This is a genomic window from Bradyrhizobium barranii subsp. apii, assembly GCF_011516635.5.
GTDB classification, from domain to species: domain Bacteria; phylum Pseudomonadota; class Alphaproteobacteria; order Rhizobiales; family Xanthobacteraceae; genus Bradyrhizobium; species Bradyrhizobium barranii.
Genome location: NZ_CP096255.1, coordinates 1,734,815 through 1,751,068, shown reverse-complemented (window position 1 = coordinate 1,751,068; position 16,254 = coordinate 1,734,815). Strand labels below are relative to the sequence as shown.

Genomic DNA, 16,254 nt, shown 5'->3' with positions numbered 1-16,254 from the left:
CACCGTCAGAACGAGAATTTGAGCGGATCGGTCGCGTGGAGGAAGAACCATGCGACCGTGACCACGACTGTTGCGCTCCAGAGCGCATAGCTTAGTCCCGCGCGCGAACGCCAGACACTCGCGCAGCCCGCGAGCGCCAGCAGAAAAGGCAGAAACATGTACATGAGCGCGGGCTCCCAAAGCGATTCGCTCTCTGCGCGAACGGGCCCAAGAGATACGTCAGCCGCGCATGCCTCTCAAGAGCCGGCTTCGCTGCGCCGCTCCTGCGCATAACGCACCAGCGCCGCGAAGCGATAGATGCCGTGCACGAACTTGCCATAAGGCATGGTGATGAACAGCGCAAACACCGCGCCGAGATGCAGGGCCAACAGCGGCCCCATGACCGCGGTCTCGCGCAGGACAAGCAGCGCCATGCCGGTGAAGCCGGTCAGGAACAGCATGGCGATGAAGCCGACGTCCATGCCGTAGCGCTGCTCGTCGAGCAGCTCCGGTGCACGCCGCGTTTTCGCAACGAACAGGCCTATCGGACCGACGATGAGGCCGATGCCGCCGAGTATGCCCAGCACCACGGGCAAATCCCACCACGGATACGGCGCCTCCCGGCTCCAGAGGTAGTGATAGAGCGTCGCCACCGACGTCGCGGCGAAGCACAGCAGAAAACCGTAGAACGTCAGGTGGTGGAAAAGCTTGCGCCGGTCGGTCGGCTTGTCGTCCTCGTTGTAGCAGCCGACGCCGCCGCCGTGGAGATAGCGCAATTCCCCGGCATCGCGGATCGCCTGGAAGATCGAGCCGCCGTCGGCGCGACCGCCAATGGGGGTGCCGATGTCGCGCCAGAAGGCACGCACGCTCATGACCAGCGCGAGGATCGCGTAGAGGAAGGCGGCGCTGAACAATGCGGCCATCGCGTTGTGCGGCATCAGCTTGTAGAACGCGCCCGGCCCGGTGTGCACACCGAACAACACGCTGTGGTCGTTGAGGGCGGCAAAGCCGAGAATGAAGGCGGCCATGCTGAGCGCGGCGATGACGCTGATGACGAGCCCATTGCGGGCGAAGGCACCGGCCAGTGCCTGCGGCCAGGCATAGGCCGCGTAGGATTCGGCACGCGCGACCGCAAGCGTCTGCGGGACGTTGACGTTGAACTCGTGCGGCGGCGAAAACTGGCAGTCGACGTAGCAAGCGCCGCAGGAATGGCAGAGGTTTGCGAGATAGTTGAGATCTCCATCGGAGAAGGCGCGCCGCATCTCCATGGCGGGAAACACCGCGCAGAGACCCTCGCAGTAGCGGCAGGAATTGCAGACCGTCATCAGACGGTCGGCTTCGTCAAGAATCCTAGTTCCGTGCATGTTTCGCCGCTTCCCGTCCTGCGATCCGCCCGAACACGCTGCCGATGGTCATGCCCATGCCGGCCGCGTAGCCTTTGCCGAGCACGTTGCCGGCCATGATCTCGCCGGCCGCGAACATGTTGGCGGACGGCTTGCCGTCAGCCATCAGCATCCGCGCTTCCTTGTTCACGCGCGTGCCGAGATAGGTGAAGGTGATGCCGGGCCGCACCGGATAGGCGAGATAAGGCGGCGTCTCGATCTTGCGCGCCCAATGCGTCTTCGGCGGCGTGATGCCTTCAGTCACGCAGTCGTCCAGAATGGTGTGATCGAAGGTGCCTGGCCGCACGGCCGCGTTGAACTCGGTGACGGTCCTCTCCAGCGCAGCCGGATCGAGCTCGAGCTTGCCGGCCAGCTCGGCGACGGTCTGCCCGGCGATCGGCGGGAACAGCGTCGGCATGAAGCTGGTGACGACGGTGGAATCGAAGATGATGTAGGCGATCTGGTCGGGCTGCGCCGCGACCAGCCGGCCCCAGATCGCATAGCGCTTCGGCCAGATGTCCTCACCCTCGTCGTAGAATCGCTGGGCATGCTTGTTGACGACGATGCCGAACACGACGGAGTCGTGGCGGGTGATGATGCCGCCGTCGAATTTCGGCGCACGGGCGTCGATTGCGACCGCATGGCACTGGGTGGGATCGCCGACCTCCTGCACGCCCTTGTCGAGCAGCATCTTCAGGATCGATCCGCGATTATAGGGCGTGCCGCGGATCAGGAAATTGTCCGCGGCCTCGCCCCAATATTGCTTCAGCCATTCGATGTTGGCCTCGAACCCGCCGGCCGCGGCGACCAGCGACGTCGCGCGAATCTCGCTCTCGCCCTTGATCGGCCGCTTGAGGCGCGCGGCGAGGAACATGCCGTCCTCGATCACGAGGTCGGTGACCTCGGCGTCGTATTCGACGTCGACGCCGAGCCGCTCGGCGGTGAGATAGAGCGCGTTCAACATCGCGCGGCCGCCGCCGAGAAAGAAGGAGTTGGTGCGGCCAAGGCTCAGCGTGCCGCCGAGCGAGGGCTGCCAGCGCACGCCCTGCTCCACGATCCAGTTCAGGATGTCCTTGGACTCCCGGATCATGTGGCGCGCGAGGTCCTCGTCGGTCTGGCCGCCCGTCACCAGCAGCAGATCTTGCCAGAATTCCTCTTCGGTGTAGGGACCGGTCAGGATCTCAGTCGCCGCATCATGGGCGCAGCGCATGTTGCGAGTGTGGCGGGTGTTGCCGCCGCGATAGAATTTTGGCGCGCCCTCCAGCACGAGCACCGAGGCACCGCCGCGGCGCGCCGAGATCGCCGCGCACAGTGCCGCATTGCCGCCGCCGATCACCAGCACGTCGTATTTGCTGCTCATCCCGCCTGCCCGATGCGACGAAGTTAGAGACATTCTGCCGCCGAGGACCCCGATCGACCTAGGGCAGCCGTTGCGTACGTTTGTATACAAAGATATACATCGGCACTGCAAGTGCCATCTCTGCATGGGCAGGATGCGCCGTGAGGAAACATGGCCAAGCGCGTGGCAAAGTCAGGCGGATCGATCACACGCGGCGGCGGCGTGGCACTGGGCGAAGCCGTGTTCCGCTCGCTGTGCGAGGCGCTCCAGGCCGGCAGTTACCGTGCCGGCGACCGGCTGCGCGAGGAAGAGGTCGCGCAGCGGCTCAAGGTCAGCCGCACGCCGGTCCGGGAGGCGCTTGGCCGTCTCGCGGCCCGCGGCTTCGTCGAGCCCGCCGGCGGCCGCGGGCTGATCGTGCGCGACCTCGACATTTCCGAGGTGCTCGAGCTCTACGCCATGCGCGAGATCATGGAAGGTGCTGCAGCGCGCCTGGCCGCCGAGCACGCCTCAGCGCCCGAAGTCCACGCGCTCAGGGATATCGAGCAGGCCTTTGTCGAGGCGTCGGCGTCAGACGCTGCCGAGATGGCGCGGCTCAACCGCGCCTTCCACGAAGCCATCTGCCGCGCCGCGCGCAACCGCTATCTCGACAACGCCTCGCGCGAATTGCAGGACTGGATCGCGCTGCTGGGCCCGACCACCTTCATGGTGACGGGCCGTCCCTCGACCAGTCACGGCGAGCACCAGGCGATCATCGACGCCATCGCCGCGCGCGACGGCGACAAGGCCGAGCAGCTTGCGCGGGCGCATATCCGCGAGGCATTGCGCTGCCGGCTCAAGTTGCTGCAGAAGCAGTAGCGCGCGGCGCTCACGCGACCACATCCGCGACGACCGCTTTCAGGACATCCCGCACGTCGCCCGGCTTCAGCCGAACCTGCAAGCCGCGCTGGCCGCCGTTGAGATAGACCTGATCATGGGCGAGCGCGCTCTGCTCGATCACGGTACGCACCAGTTTGCGCTGCCCGAACGGGCTGATGCCACCGACCTTGTAGCCGGTGACGCGCTCGGCCTCCGGCGGCTTCATCATCTGCGCCGACTTGCCGCTCGCGGCAGCGGCGAGCTTTTTCATGGAGACTTCCTGGTCGGACGGGACGACGACGCAGATCGGCTTACCGTCCACCATCGCCATCAGCGTCTTCAGCACGCGCGCGGGGTCCTCACCAAGCGCAGCGGCGGCCTGCAGGCCGATGCTCTCGGCGTCGGGATCGTAGTCGTAGGTGTGCACGGTGAAGGCAACGTCGGCGGCTGCAAGCGCGCGCGTGGCTGGGGTGACTTTGGACATGCACGATGTTTACCACCGTCATTGCGAGGAGCGAAGCCATGGCAAGGAGGATGTCTATACGCGCCACACCTTCAGTGTCGTCCCGGCGAACGCCGGGACCCATAACCACAGGAAGGAGTTTGGCGAAGCCTAGTCGTTAGGGGCTGCGACCGTCCGCAATCGCGAGATCACGCGGTATGGGTCCCGGCGTTCGCCGGGACGACAGTGGGCGTTGACGGTGCTACGCCGCCCAACGACGGCGGAGTATTACTCCGCCGCGTCCCGCACCTCCGCACGCTCGGCCCTGGCCGCGCAGAACTTGAACTCCGGGATCTTGCCGAAGGGATCAAGCGCTGGGTTGGTCAACAAGTTGGCCGCCGCCTCCGCGTAGCAGAACGGCATGAACACCATGTTCTCCGGCACATCGCGATCGGAGCGGACCTTGACCTCGACCGCACCGCGGCGGGTCTCCAGCCGGATGAAATCGCCAGGCGCGAGCTTCTTCCGGTGCATGTCCTTCGGCGACATGAACGCGACCGCTTCCGGCTCGATCTGGTCGAGCACCTGCGCGCGGCGGGTCATCGAGCCTGTGTGCCAATGCTCGAGCACGCGGCCGGTCGAGAGCACCATCGGATATTCGGCGTCGGGCAGCTCATCCGGCGGGATGACCTTGGCCGGCACGATCTTGCCGCGGCCGCTCGCAGTCGGAAAGCCCGTGGTGAAGATGATCTCGTTGCCGGGTTTGTTCGGATCATCGGCCGGATAGGTGACAGCACCTTCGCGCACCAGCCGCTCCCAGCTGATGTTCTTGAGCGAGGGCATCAACTCCGCCATCTCGGTGTAGACGTCGCCGGGGCCGGAATAATTCCAGGGCAGGCCCATGCGCTTGCCGATCTCCTGGATGATCCAGAGATCCTGCCGCGCATCGCCGGGCGGCTTGATCACCTGGCGCGCGAGCTGCACGCGGCGATCGGTGTTGGTGAAGGAGCCGTCCTTTTCCGCAAAGGCCGAGGCCGGCAGGATGACGTCGGCATGGAACGCGGTCTCGGTGACGAAGAGATCCTGCACGACGAGATGATCGAGCATGGCGAGCGCCTGGCGCGCATGCTGGAGATCGGGATCGGACATCGCGGGATTCTCGCCCTCGATATACATGCCCGTGATTTCGCCGGCATGGATCGCGTTCATGATCTCGACCACGGTCAGGCCGCGGACGGGATCGAGATCCTGGTGCCACAGTTTTTCGAAATTGCCGCGCAGATCGTCGCGGCTGACCGGCTGATAGTCCGGCAGGAACATCGGGATCAGGCCGGCGTCGGAGGCGCCCTGCACGTTGTTCTGGCCGCGCAGCGGATGCAGACCTGTGCCGGGACGGCCGACCTGGCCGGTGATCAGCGCGAGCGCGATCAGGCAGCGCGCATTGTCGGTGCCGTGGACGTGCTGGCTGATGCCCATGCCCCAGAAGATGATCGACGATTTTGCCCGCGCATATGTCCGGGCGACCTCACGCAGCGTTTGCGCCGGGATGCCGCAGATCGCCTCCATCTTCTCCGGCGTGAATTCCTTGATCTTCTCCTTGAGGTCCTCAAATCCCTCGGTGTAGCCGGCGATATACTGGTCGTCGGTCAGGCCTTCGGTGATGATCGTGTTGATCATCGCATTCAGCATGGCGACGTCGGAGCCCGGCTTGAATTGCAGATGCTTGGTCGCGTGGCGCGACAGCGTCTGCCGGCGCGGATCCATCACGAACAGCTTGGCGCCATTCTGCTTGACCGCGTTCTTGATGAAGGTCGCGGCGACCGGATGGTTCACGGTCGGATTGGCGCCGATCACGATGATGACTTCGGCATCCATCGCAGCCGAGAACGGCGCCGACACCGCGCCCGAACTGAGGCCTTCGAACAGCGCCGCCACCGACGAGGCGTGGCAGAGCCGCGTACAATGGTCGACATTGTTCGAGCCAAAACCGGTGCGCACCAGCTTCTGGAACAGATAGGCCTCTTCGTTCGAGCCCTTGGCCGAGCCGAAGCCGGCCAGCGCCTTCACGCCCTTCCCGTCGCGGATCTTGACGAGGCCCTTGGCTGCGATGTCGAGCGCTTCTTCCCAGCTCGCCTCGCGGAAATGCGTGAAGGGATTGGCCGGGTCGACCTGGTCGTTGGAATCCTTCTTCGCATTCGGCAGCCGCACCAGCGGCTTGGTCAGACGATGCGGATGGTGGATATAGTCGAAGCCGAAGCGGCCCTTGACGCAGAGACGGTTGTGATTGGCCGGGCCGTCGCGACCCTCGGCGTAGATCACCTTCTCGTCCTTGACCTCGTAGGTCACCTGGCAGCCGACGCCGCAGAACGGGCAGAGCGAATCCACCTTCTTGTCGGCGTAGACGACACGGGTCTGCTTCTCATCCAGCATGACGGCCGGCATCAGCGCGCCGGTCGGGCAGGCCTGCACGCACTCGCCGCAGGCGACACAGGTGGACTCGCCCATGGGATCGTCGAAGTCGAACACGATCTTCGAGCCATGGCTGCGATACGCCATGCCGATGACGTCGTTGACCTGGACCTCGCGGCAGGCACGCACGCAGAGGCCGCACTGGATGCAGGCGTCAAGATTGACGCGCATCGCCGGATGGCTGGCGTCGGTCGCCCAGCGCTCGGCCGCGGGGAAGCGGCTCTCGGTGACGCCTGTGGTCTCGGCCCAGTGCCAGAACTTCGAATCCGGATCGTGCGAGGTCTCGCGCGCCGGCTGGTCGGCGACGAGCAGCTCCATCACCATCTTCTGCGCCGACACCGCACGCGCGGACTCGGTCTTCACCTTCATGCCGACCGACGGGGTGCGCTTGCAGGACGCGGCGAGCACGCGCTCGCCCTCGATCTCGACCATGCAGGCGCGGCAATTGCCGTCGGGGCGGTAGTCGGGCGCCGGCGAATAGCACAGATGCGGAATCTCGCGGCCCTGGCGTTTTGCAACTTGCCAGATCGTCTCGCCGGGTTTGGCCTCGACCTGCTTGCCGTCGAGCTCGAACGTAATTTTGGTCATTCGGCCGCTTCCTTGAACTCGTCAGGGAAATATTTGATCACGGTAGACAGCGGATTCGATGCCGCCTGTCCGAGCCCGCAGATCGAGGCATCGCGCATCGCCTGGCTCAATTCTTCCAGAAGTGCGCGGTTCCAGACCGGCTTCTGCATCAGCTGCGCCGCTTTCTGGGTTCCGACACGGCACGGCGTGCACTGGCCGCAGCTCTCGTCCTCGAAGAACTTCATCAGATTCAGCGCGGCCGCGCGCACGCTGTCCTTTTGCGACAGGATCACGATCGCGGCCGAGCCGATGAAGCAGCCGTATTTCTCCAGCGTGCCGAAATCGAGCGGGATGTCGTCCATGGACGCCGGCAGGATGCCGCCCGACGCGCCGCCCGGCAGGTACGCGTAGAACTGGTGCCCGTCGGCCATGCCGCCGCAATATTCGTCGATCAATTCGCGCACGGTGATGCCGGCGGGTGCCAGCTTCATGCCGGGGTTCTTGACGCGGCCCGAGACCGAGAAGCTGCGCAGGCCGTGACGCTCATGGCGGCCATTGCCCTTCCACCAGTCCGCGCCCTTCTCGACGATGTCGCGCACCCACCATAGCGTCTCGATGTTGTTGATCAACGTCGGCAGGCCGAACAGGCCGACCTGGAACGGATAAGGCGGCTTGTGCCGGGGCAGCCCGCGCTTGCCCTCGATGCTTTCGAGCAGCGAGGATTCCTCGCCGCAGATATAGGCGCCGGCGCCACGGCGCATGTGCAGCGTCGGACCGCCCGGCGGAAGTTTTGCGATCTCGCGCTCGAGGATCTCGCGCGATGCCGGATATTCGTCGCGCAGATAGATGTAGACGTCGGAGGCCTGCACGACATGCGCGCCGAGCAGCATGCCTTCGATGAAGCGATGCGGATCGCTTTCGAGATAGACGCGGTCCTTGAACGTGCCAGGCTCGCCCTCGTCGCCATTGATCGCCATCAGCCGCGGGCCGGGTTCGCCCAGCACCGCGCGCCATTTCCGTCCCGTGGGGAAGCCGGCGCCGCCGAGGCCGCGCAGCGAGGCTTCGTCGAGTGCCTTCAGCAGATCGTCCTTCGGCAATTCACCCGAGCGCACGCGATTGAGCAGCTTGTAGCCGCCGCCGGCGACATAGGCGTCGTAGTCAACATACTCAGGCAGATGCGCATGGGTGTCGCCGGCCTTCGCCGCGGCCATCACATTGGCCACGGTCGCGTGATCGACGAAGTTGTGGCCGACCTCAGCCGCCGGCGCCGTATCGCAGCGGCCGACGCAGGGCGCGCGCACGACGCGGATGCCCGGACCCGATGTGCTCTGCAGATCGGCGAGCAGCTTCTCGCCGCCCAGCATCGCGCAAGTGAGAGAATCACAAACGCGGATCGTCAGCGGCGCGATATCAGGCTCGCCTTCCTTCACGATGTCGAAATGCGCGTAGAAGGTCGCGGTCTCGAACACCTCGGCGAAGGCAAGCTTCATCTCGTCGGCAAGCGCGGCGAGATGAGCGGCCGAGATCTGGTGATATTTGTCCTGGATCAGGTGCAGATATTCGATCAGGAGGTCGCGCCGCCGCGGCCTGTCGCCGAGCAGCTGCTCGATCTCGTGCGCGGCGGTGGGATCGACCTGCCGCCCCTTGGGCGTGGCCTTGGCTCGCTTCCGTCCCTCGCCCGGATGTTCGAACGAGCGGACCTCGTGCACGTCGTGACTCATCAATGCGTCTCGTATCTCTTCTTTAGAATGAGTCCAACCCTAGCCTTTGGCATACCAGATGCCAAGAGAATTCATGCGTTCCGATAAGCATTTAAGGGGCATGCAGCCGTCCGGCTCCATGCCCCTTCATCGATCCGATTTGTGGCGCGACCTCACGTCTTGCTCATGCACTCTTCGATGTAGAACCAGCGGTCGTCGCCTGCGAGGCCCTTGGACTTCACGTCGGCGCGGCAGGCCTTGAGCTTCGGCTTGTTGGCCGCCCACTTCGCCTTCATGTCCTTCAGCTTCTGCATGGTGAGCTTGATCTTGCCCGGCTTGGCTTCAGTCGTTGCGGCAGGCGCCGCCGGCGGCGTCGTCTGCGCGGATGCGGCATGAAGGCCGGCGACAAGTAACACGGCCACAAGGCAAATTCGGGTGCGAAGCATTTCAATCCCCCTAAGTCCCACTCTTGATTAAGTCCGACTCTCGATGATGTCTAAAAGGCGAACGCCGCGGGACGCCGATGATCAGCATCCCGCGGCAGTCTCGACGGCGATCAGAAGATCTTGACCGCGCTCTCCAGCGTCTTCCAGACACCCCAAAGCAGGGGCACGCCGACGAAGGCCCAGAACAGCGCCGCCTTGACGTCAAGCCCGCCAAATCCGATGCCGTAGGAGCCGTGCGGCCCCGCGGCAGCGGCGCTGGCGCTCGCCGCTTGCAGCTTGGCGACGTCGGCGTCCTTCATGTGCCACTTCGAATCGACCGGCTTGATCAGGTAGTTGCAGATCAGGCCCGCGATCAGCATCGCGCACAGGATGTACATGGTCGTGTTGTAGAGCTGATCGCGCGGCACGCCCGCCGCGAGCTGGAACTCGCGGATGTAGTTCACCACGACGGGACCGATGATGCCCGCGGTGGACCACGCCGTCAGCAGCCGGCCGTGGATGGCGCCGACGAACTGGGTCCCGAACATGTCGGCAAGGTAGGCCGGCACGGTGGCGAACCCGCCGCCATACATCGACAGGATGATGCCGAAGCCGAGCACGAACAGGAGCTTCGAGCCCATCGCCGCAAACGTCGGCGCCAGCGCGTAGAGCACGATGCCGAGGATGAAGAACGTGTAGTAGGTGTTCTTGCGCCCTATCTTGTCCGACAGCGATGCCCAGAAGAAGCGGCCGCCGATGTTGAACAGCGACAACAATCCGGCGAAGCCCGCGGCGATGGCAGCGATCTGCGCCTTCTGCCCGGCGTCGAGCGCGTTGAAGCCGACTTCAGGCAGGCCGATCAGCTTGCCGGCGAAGATCTCCTGGAGCATCGGCGAGGCCATGCCGATCACGCCGATGCCGGCCGACACGTTCAGGCACAGCACCCACCAGATCAGCCAGAACTGCGGCGTCTTGTGCGCGTCGTTGAGATGGACGTTGCTCTTCGAGATCATCGCGTTGGCCTTGGACGGCGGGGTCCAGCCCTCCGGCTGCCAGCCGGGCGGCGGCAAGCGATAGCGGAACGCGCCGATCATCATGAACACGAAGTAGATGACGCCCATCGCGACGAAGGTCTCCCAGACGCCGACCGAGGTCGGGGTCTTGAAGTAGTTCATCAACAGGTTCGCCAGCGGCGCGCCGATCATGGCGCCGCCGCCGAAGCCCATGATGGCCATGCCGGTCGCCATGCCGCGGCGGTCCGGAAACCACTTCACCAGCGTCGACACCGGCGAGATATAGCCAAGGCCGAGACCGATACCGCCGATCACGCCCGAGCCCAGCCACAACAGCCAGAGCTGATGGGTGTAGACTCCGATCGCACCGAGGAAGAGACCGCCGCACCAGCACAGCGCCGAGACGAAGCCGGCCTTGCGCGGGCCGACGCGCTCCAGCCAGCCGCCCCAAACCGCGGCCGCGATACCGAGCAACACGAAGAACAGCGTGTACATCCACCCCATGCTGGCGACCTTCCAGTCGCAGCTGGTCGTGAACAGTTCCTGAAACAGCGACATGTCTGCGCACGCCTTCGGCGCGGTCACCCCGATCGCGCGCGACAGCGGCAGCCAGAACACCGAGAAGCCGTAGGCCATGCCGATGCAGAGATGGATGCACAGCGCAGCCGGCGGCACCAGCCAGCGATTGAAGCCGGCGGTCGCGATGGTTCGCTCGCGATCCAGAAAACCTGCGCCGGCACCCGAAAGTGTTCCAGCGCTCTCGATTGTTGCCATGTAGTCCTCCCCTGCAGTTGCCCTTCTGAGCAAGCCTGCCGCTGCAATCCTGGTCCTCAGCCCTTGCGGCGCAGCCACGGTCCCTGCTGCCCCGCACCATCATTGACGCGCGCCAGGATCGTCACGCGCATCCGAGTCGTTAACCCCTCGAGCGGGGCTCTATGCCGATACACCGTGCAGGCTTCGTGAGCTTGGCCCGTTCATCCGCGTATCGCAGACAAGACTCAACCTCCGCGCCTGCACGGAGGTTGTCAATTGGGGCAGAAGCCACGATTGATGTCGATAGACAAAAGGTAGGTATCAGCAGAGTGACCGTGCACTACGAACGCAGCGCACCATTGGTTTTCTCTATCGATCCATTGATCTTTTCTATCAAGAACACGATGCGCGCCTCGTTGCGCTCGGTGATCTCCACCGTGTCGCCCGTCTCGCGGATCAGGTTCGGAATGTCAATCACCGACAAGGGGTCGGTGCAGTGCACTTCGAGCTGATCGCCCGGCTGTAACGGTTTGAGCGCCTTGCGCGTCTTCAGCGCAGGTAGTGGGCATTTCAGCCCGGTGAGATCGAGCGTGGTTCTGGTCATGGGCGCAACATGGCGGGGTGAGACGATGGCGTCAACGCGAGGCTCAGAGCAAATCCGCATAGGACAAGAAACCCACGCTCTGGCCCGGCTCGACACGCGTGATGTCGTCGCCGAGTTCGATGAGGCCATCGGTCTCGACCAGCGACGACAACAGGCCTGCGCCTTCGCGCGGAAACTTGACCGCTTCCAACGCGCCGTCCTCTCCGCGCCGCAACGAGCTGCGAACATATTCGCGGCGGCCGATTTTCTTCTTGTAGGTGAACGCGGCACGCACCGGGATCGGCAACAGCGGCTCCGGCAGACTGCCCGCAAGCGCCAGCACCGTCGGCCGCACCACATGGACGAAGGTGACAAAACTGGCGACGGGATTGCCGGGCAGGCCGATCAGCGGCGTGCCGCCGATGATGCCCATCGCCACGGGACGGCCGGGCTTGATCGCCATCCGCCACAGCACCAGCGAGCCGATGCTCTCGACAGCCACCTTGACGTGGTCCTCCTCGCCGGTCGAGACGCCGCCGGTGGTGAGGATCAGATCGTGGCTGCCTGCAACCTGCTTCAATCCATCCGCGAGCGCATTGCGTTCGTCGCGCAAGATTCCGAGGTCGGAGACCTCGCAGCCGAGCCGGCGCAGCATCGCCATCAGCATGAAGCGGTTGGAATCGAACAGCTGTGAGGCCGCGCGCGGCTCGCCGGGCGAAGCCAGCTCGTCACCGGTCGAGAACACGGCGACGCGGATGCGCCTGACGACGTCGAGCCTGACAAGGCCGAATGCTGCAGCAAGCGCGACATGCTGCGGCCACAGCCGCTGGCCGGCCCGCAGCGCGACGTGCCCTTGCGGAATGTCCTCACCCGCCGGGCGGACATTGGCGCCGGGCTTCAGCCCCGGCGGCAGCACGATTCTGCCGGCCTCATCGAGGCGGACGTCTTCCTGCATGAAGACGGTCTCGGCGTCAGGCGGCATCGGCGCGCCCGTGAAGATGCGCGCAGTGTGGCCGGCCTTGATCGGCGCCTGCGCAAGACCGCCGGCCTGGATGCGGCCGTCGAGCGGGAATGCCCGTTCCGCGTTTTCCGGAAGGTCGGCGTTGCGCACGGCGTAACCGTCGACGGCGGAGTTCGTGAAGGGCGGCAGCGGCAGAGGCGCCGCGATATCGCGCGCGAGCACGCGCCCATCGGCGTCAACGAGTGCCACGGTCTCGATATCGGCGATCGCATTGACGCGCGTGGTGATCAGACCAACGGCCTCGTCGACCGACATCATCGGTCCGCCGAAGGCAAAGCAATCGTCCGACAGTTGCGCCATGGTGCCTCGTCAGCGTATCGCGGCGCTTTTTGCCACCGCTTCCTCGACCGGCATCGCCGCACGCAGCAGCAATGCCGCGGCGGCCTCGATATCATCGAGATGGACGGTCGGCAGGCGGGTTTCAATGGCGATGTCGGTCGCGATCCCGACAATCCCGGGATCATCGGGAAACAGCAGCGGCTTGCCGTTACCGGCGCGATGCACCTCGATCTTGCGGTGCGGCTCGCGCTTGAAGCCCTCGACCACGACGAGATCGACGGCTGATAGCTTGCTCAGGAGCTCCGGCAGCCGCGGTTCCTCGGCGCCGCGCAACTCATGCATCAGGGCCCAGCGGTTCGACGACGCAACCAGCACCTCGGCCGCGCCGGCCTCGCGGTGGCGCCAGGAATCCTTGCCGGGCACGTCGACGTCGAACTGGTGATGGGCATGCTTGATGACGGAGACGCGCAGGCCTTGCGCGTTGAAATGCGGGATCAGCCGCGTCAACAGCGTGGTCTTGCCCGCACCGCTCCAGCCCGCAAGGCCGATGACTTTCATGTCCGTTCGATCTCCGCCAACGGCTCGTCAGCCGATGGAACCCCTGGCCTCTCCCCGTCATTGCGAGCGCAGCGAAGCAATCCAGACTGCCACCGCGGATATAGTTCTGGATTGCTTCGCTTCGCTCGCAATGACGAACGGAGGCATTTCGTTGTCTCCACGGCATGCTTATATCGGCTTGACCCGAATGTCATGCTAACGTCGCGGCCATGATGAAGATCGACAAAGCCCCGGTGCCCCTGATCGTTCCGAACCCTGACGACCCGCGCCTGACGGAGCGCGTGACCGGCACCGACCAGACCGGCGCCAAGGTCGAGATCAAGGTGCCGATGGAACGGCCGCTGACGCTCTACCTGAATTCGCAAGAGATCGTCACCATGATGACGATCGGCGACTACCCGGAATATCTGGCGCTGGGCTATCTGCTCAACCAGAACATGCTGAAATATAATGACGAGGTCACCGAGGTCGAATACGACGACGACCTCCAGGTGGTGGTGGTGCGCACCACACATCACACCAATTTCGAAGCCAAGCTGAAGAAGCGCACCCAGACCTCGGGCTGCGCGCAGGGCACCGCGTTCGGCGACCTGCTGGAGGCGGTCGAGAGCGTCGCGTTGCCGAAGGCAGAGCTGCGCACCTCCTGGCTCTACCAGATGACGCAGACCATCAACACCATGCCCTCACTCTATCTCGAGGCCGGCGCGATCCACGGCTGCGTGCTGTGCAAGGAGGGCGAGCCGCTCTGCTACACCGAGGACGTCGGCCGTCACAACGCGGTCGACAAGATTGCGGGCTGGATGTACCGCCACGGCGTCGATGCCTCCGACAAGATCCTCTACACCACGGGACGGCTCACCTCGGAAATGGTGATCAAGACCGTGCGGATGGGCATTCCTATCCTGGTGTCGCGCTCCGGCTTCACCGCCTGGGGCGTCGATCTCGCTCGCCAGGTCGGACTGACGCTGGTCGGCCGCACGCGCGGTAAGCGCTTCATCGCGCTCGCGGGTGAAGAGCGGATCGTCTACGACCAGAACCTTGCTTACGTCGAGGAGGAATCGACGAAGCACAAACGCAAGGGTGAAGGTGGTGACGACTGACTTTCCGGCAACGCAGGGCGTGCTGCTCGCAGGCGGCCTCGCACGGCGCATGGGCGGCGGCGACAAGCCGATGCGGACCATCAGCGGCCGCACCATCCTTGAGCGCGTGATCGCGCGATTGACGCCGCAATGCAGCGGATTGATCCTCAATGCGAACGGCGATCCCGCACGCTTCGCGGCATTCGGCCTGGCCGTTGTCGCCGATGACGTCCCCGGCTTTCCTGGGCCCCTCGCCGGCATTCTCGCCGCGCTCGACTGGACGGCGGCGAACCGGCCTGACATCGAATGGGTGCTGAGCGCCGCAGGCGACTGCCCGTTCCTGCCGCGCGATCTCGTCGCCCGCCTGCACGAGGCGCGGACGCGGGAGGACGCCCAGCTCGCGGTCGCCGCATCGGGCGACCAGTCACATCCGGTGATCGGTCTGTGGCGCGTCGCGTTGCGCGACGAGCTGCGTCACGCGCTGGTCGTCGAAGACCTCCGCAAGATCGACCGCTGGACCGCGCGCTATCCCCTCGCAACGGTGACATGGCCGGCCGCGCCGCTCGATCCGTTCTTCAACGCCAACACGGTCGAGGACATCGCCGAAGCCGAACGGCTGGCCGCGCTGGATGCGGCCTCCTGACAAGAAGCGTCGGCGCAAGCGCGAGCAGACGGTTCAAGCCGCCAGCGGCACTTCCCAGGCGTCGTAACCGTAAACCCAGCTCGTATCGGTGCGCTCCTTGAGCCAGATGTTGGCGCGCGAGGTCTCCTGCACCCGCGTCGTGCGCACCTTGCGGGTCGCCTCGAAGCGGCGGAACGCATTGGCGACGCCGTCGCGGCCGACACCGTCGAGGCAGCGCGACAGCACGGCGGCGTCCTCGATTGCATCGCCGCGCCTTGCGCCATGTAGGGCGTCATCGGATGGCAGGCATCGCCGAGCAGCGTCACCTTGCCGTCGGCCCAGTGCTCCAGCGCGTCACGGTCCATGATCGCCCATTTGTGCACGTCGGGACAGGCGGCGAGCACCCGAGTGACCTGCGGATGAAAACCTTCGAATGATGCGCGCAGGTCGCGCACGTCGCCCTTCGCCGACCAGGACTCGATGCGAAAGTCCGGCTCGGGCTGGCTGGTGACGAGATAGACCTCGCTGCGATCAGGCTTGACGTAATAGATCACGATGTGGCGGTCCTCGCCCCACCATTTGGTGCAATCGTCGATCCCTGCGCCGCCGAGCAGCGCGGCGGGATAGGTGGTGCGGTAGGCGATGCGGCCGGTGAATTTGGCCGGCGCGGCGTCGAACAGGATATCGCGGACCGTCGAATGGACGCCGTCTGCGCCGACCACGGCATCGGCCATGGCACGCGTGCCATCGGCAAAGCTCAGCCGGACACCATCGCCGGTCTGGTCGAGACCGACGAGCTTGTGATTGAGCCTCACAAATTCGTTCGGCACCACGCTCGCCAGCGCCGCATGGAGATCGCCGCGATGTGCCAGCAGATAGGGCGCGCCGAACTTCTCTTCCGCGCTCTCGCCGAAGATCATGTCGAACTTGATGTCGCCGCTCTTCCAGTCGCGGTTGTTCCAGGAGCGTGGATAGAACGAGTGCTCGCGCATCCGCGCCTCCAGCCCCAGTTCGCGCAACACCTTCATCGCGTTGCAGCCGATCTGGATGCCGGCGCCGATGCGGGCGAACTGGGAGGCCTGCTCGTAGACCATCACATCGATACCGACGCGCCGAAGCGCCGCAGCCGTCGCAAGCCCGCCCATGCCGGCACCGACGATCGCAACCGAAAGCGGCCTCGCCATCGCG

General features: G+C 65.0%; 15 protein-coding genes. 3 read left to right on the top strand and 12 right to left on the bottom strand.

Annotation, left to right across the window (positions count from 1 at the left end):
* Positions 1 to 5: 5 nt before the first annotated feature.
* The 3 genes from HAP41_RS08285 to tcuA form a co-directional block, all read right to left on the bottom strand.
* Positions 6 to 158: a DUF5993 family protein gene (locus HAP41_RS08285; RefSeq protein ID WP_166051565.1), complete on the bottom strand. Its 153-nt coding sequence runs from the start codon at positions 156 to 158 to the stop codon at positions 6 to 8.
* Between the two features lie 78 nt (positions 159 to 236).
* Positions 237 to 1,343, bottom strand: a complete 1,107-nt coding sequence (gene tcuB / locus HAP41_RS08280) for a tricarballylate utilization 4Fe-4S protein TcuB (RefSeq protein WP_166103677.1) — start codon at positions 1,341 to 1,343, stop codon at positions 237 to 239.
* Positions 1,330 to 2,721, bottom strand: coding sequence for an FAD-dependent tricarballylate dehydrogenase TcuA (gene tcuA, locus HAP41_RS08275; protein ID WP_166103680.1), 1,392 nt, complete (start codon positions 2,719 to 2,721; stop codon positions 1,330 to 1,332). Before tcuA ends, tcuB begins: the two co-directional genes overlap by 14 nt.
* A 150-nt stretch (positions 2,722 to 2,871) precedes the next feature.
* On the opposite strand from tcuA, the gene HAP41_RS08270 reads away from it, so the two are divergent.
* A complete protein-coding gene (locus tag HAP41_RS08270) occupies positions 2,872 to 3,555 on the top strand; it encodes a GntR family transcriptional regulator (protein ID WP_166103684.1) in 684 nt (227 codons plus the stop codon).
* 10 nt (positions 3,556 to 3,565) lie between these two features.
* Here the strand turns inward: HAP41_RS08270 and ybaK are convergent, their stop codons facing one another.
* The 8 genes from ybaK to mobB all read right to left on the bottom strand — a co-directional run bounded on the left by ybaK (position 3,566) and on the right by mobB (position 13,365).
* A complete protein-coding gene (gene ybaK, locus HAP41_RS08265) occupies positions 3,566 to 4,039 on the bottom strand; it encodes a Cys-tRNA(Pro) deacylase (protein WP_166103687.1) in 474 nt (157 codons plus the stop codon).
* Between the two features lie 246 nt (positions 4,040 to 4,285).
* Positions 4,286 to 7,054 (bottom strand): formate dehydrogenase subunit alpha, encoded by a 2,769-nt coding sequence (gene fdhF / locus HAP41_RS08260; protein WP_166103691.1) that lies wholly within the window; start codon positions 7,052 to 7,054, stop codon positions 4,286 to 4,288.
* Positions 7,051 to 8,754, bottom strand: coding sequence for an NADH-ubiquinone oxidoreductase-F iron-sulfur binding region domain-containing protein (locus HAP41_RS08255; protein ID WP_071916298.1), 1,704 nt, complete (start codon positions 8,752 to 8,754; stop codon positions 7,051 to 7,053). The genes fdhF and HAP41_RS08255 overlap by 4 nt, the downstream gene beginning before the upstream one ends.
* A gap of 152 nt (positions 8,755 to 8,906) precedes the next feature.
* Positions 8,907 to 9,179 (bottom strand): hypothetical protein, encoded by a 273-nt coding sequence (locus HAP41_RS08250; protein WP_063985265.1) that lies wholly within the window; start codon positions 9,177 to 9,179, stop codon positions 8,907 to 8,909.
* A 110-nt stretch (positions 9,180 to 9,289) separates the two neighbouring features.
* A complete protein-coding gene (locus tag HAP41_RS08245) occupies positions 9,290 to 10,945 on the bottom strand; it encodes an OFA family MFS transporter (protein WP_085402171.1) in 1,656 nt (551 codons plus the stop codon).
* A 319-nt stretch (positions 10,946 to 11,264) separates the two neighbouring features.
* Complete coding sequence (locus HAP41_RS08240; RefSeq protein ID WP_014497569.1) at positions 11,265 to 11,528, bottom strand: sulfurtransferase TusA family protein; 264 nt, start codon at positions 11,526 to 11,528, stop codon at positions 11,265 to 11,267.
* 43 nt (positions 11,529 to 11,571) lie between these two features.
* Positions 11,572 to 12,828, bottom strand: coding sequence for a molybdopterin molybdotransferase MoeA (locus HAP41_RS08235; protein ID WP_166103694.1), 1,257 nt, complete (start codon positions 12,826 to 12,828; stop codon positions 11,572 to 11,574).
* Positions 12,829 to 12,837: 9 nt separating this feature from the next.
* Positions 12,838 to 13,365: a molybdopterin-guanine dinucleotide biosynthesis protein B gene (mobB, locus tag HAP41_RS08230; protein WP_038943987.1), complete on the bottom strand. Its 528-nt coding sequence runs from the start codon at positions 13,363 to 13,365 to the stop codon at positions 12,838 to 12,840.
* Between the two features lie 209 nt (positions 13,366 to 13,574).
* Here mobB and fdhD point away from each other — a divergent pair, with 209 nt between their 5' ends.
* Together fdhD and mobA are read left to right on the top strand one after the other, a co-directional pair.
* Positions 13,575 to 14,465, top strand: coding sequence for a formate dehydrogenase accessory sulfurtransferase FdhD (fdhD, locus tag HAP41_RS08225; RefSeq protein WP_166103697.1), 891 nt, complete (start codon positions 13,575 to 13,577; stop codon positions 14,463 to 14,465).
* Positions 14,452 to 15,087, top strand: coding sequence for a molybdenum cofactor guanylyltransferase MobA (gene mobA / locus HAP41_RS08220; RefSeq protein ID WP_166103700.1), 636 nt, complete (start codon positions 14,452 to 14,454; stop codon positions 15,085 to 15,087). The genes fdhD and mobA overlap by 14 nt, the downstream gene beginning before the upstream one ends.
* Here the strand turns inward: mobA and HAP41_RS08215 are convergent.
* A complete protein-coding gene (locus tag HAP41_RS08215; RefSeq protein WP_224580914.1) occupies positions 14,970 to 16,250 on the bottom strand; it encodes an FAD-dependent monooxygenase in 1,281 nt (426 codons plus the stop codon). The genes mobA and HAP41_RS08215 overlap by 118 nt on opposite strands.
* Between the last annotated feature and the right edge of the window lie 4 nt (positions 16,251 to 16,254).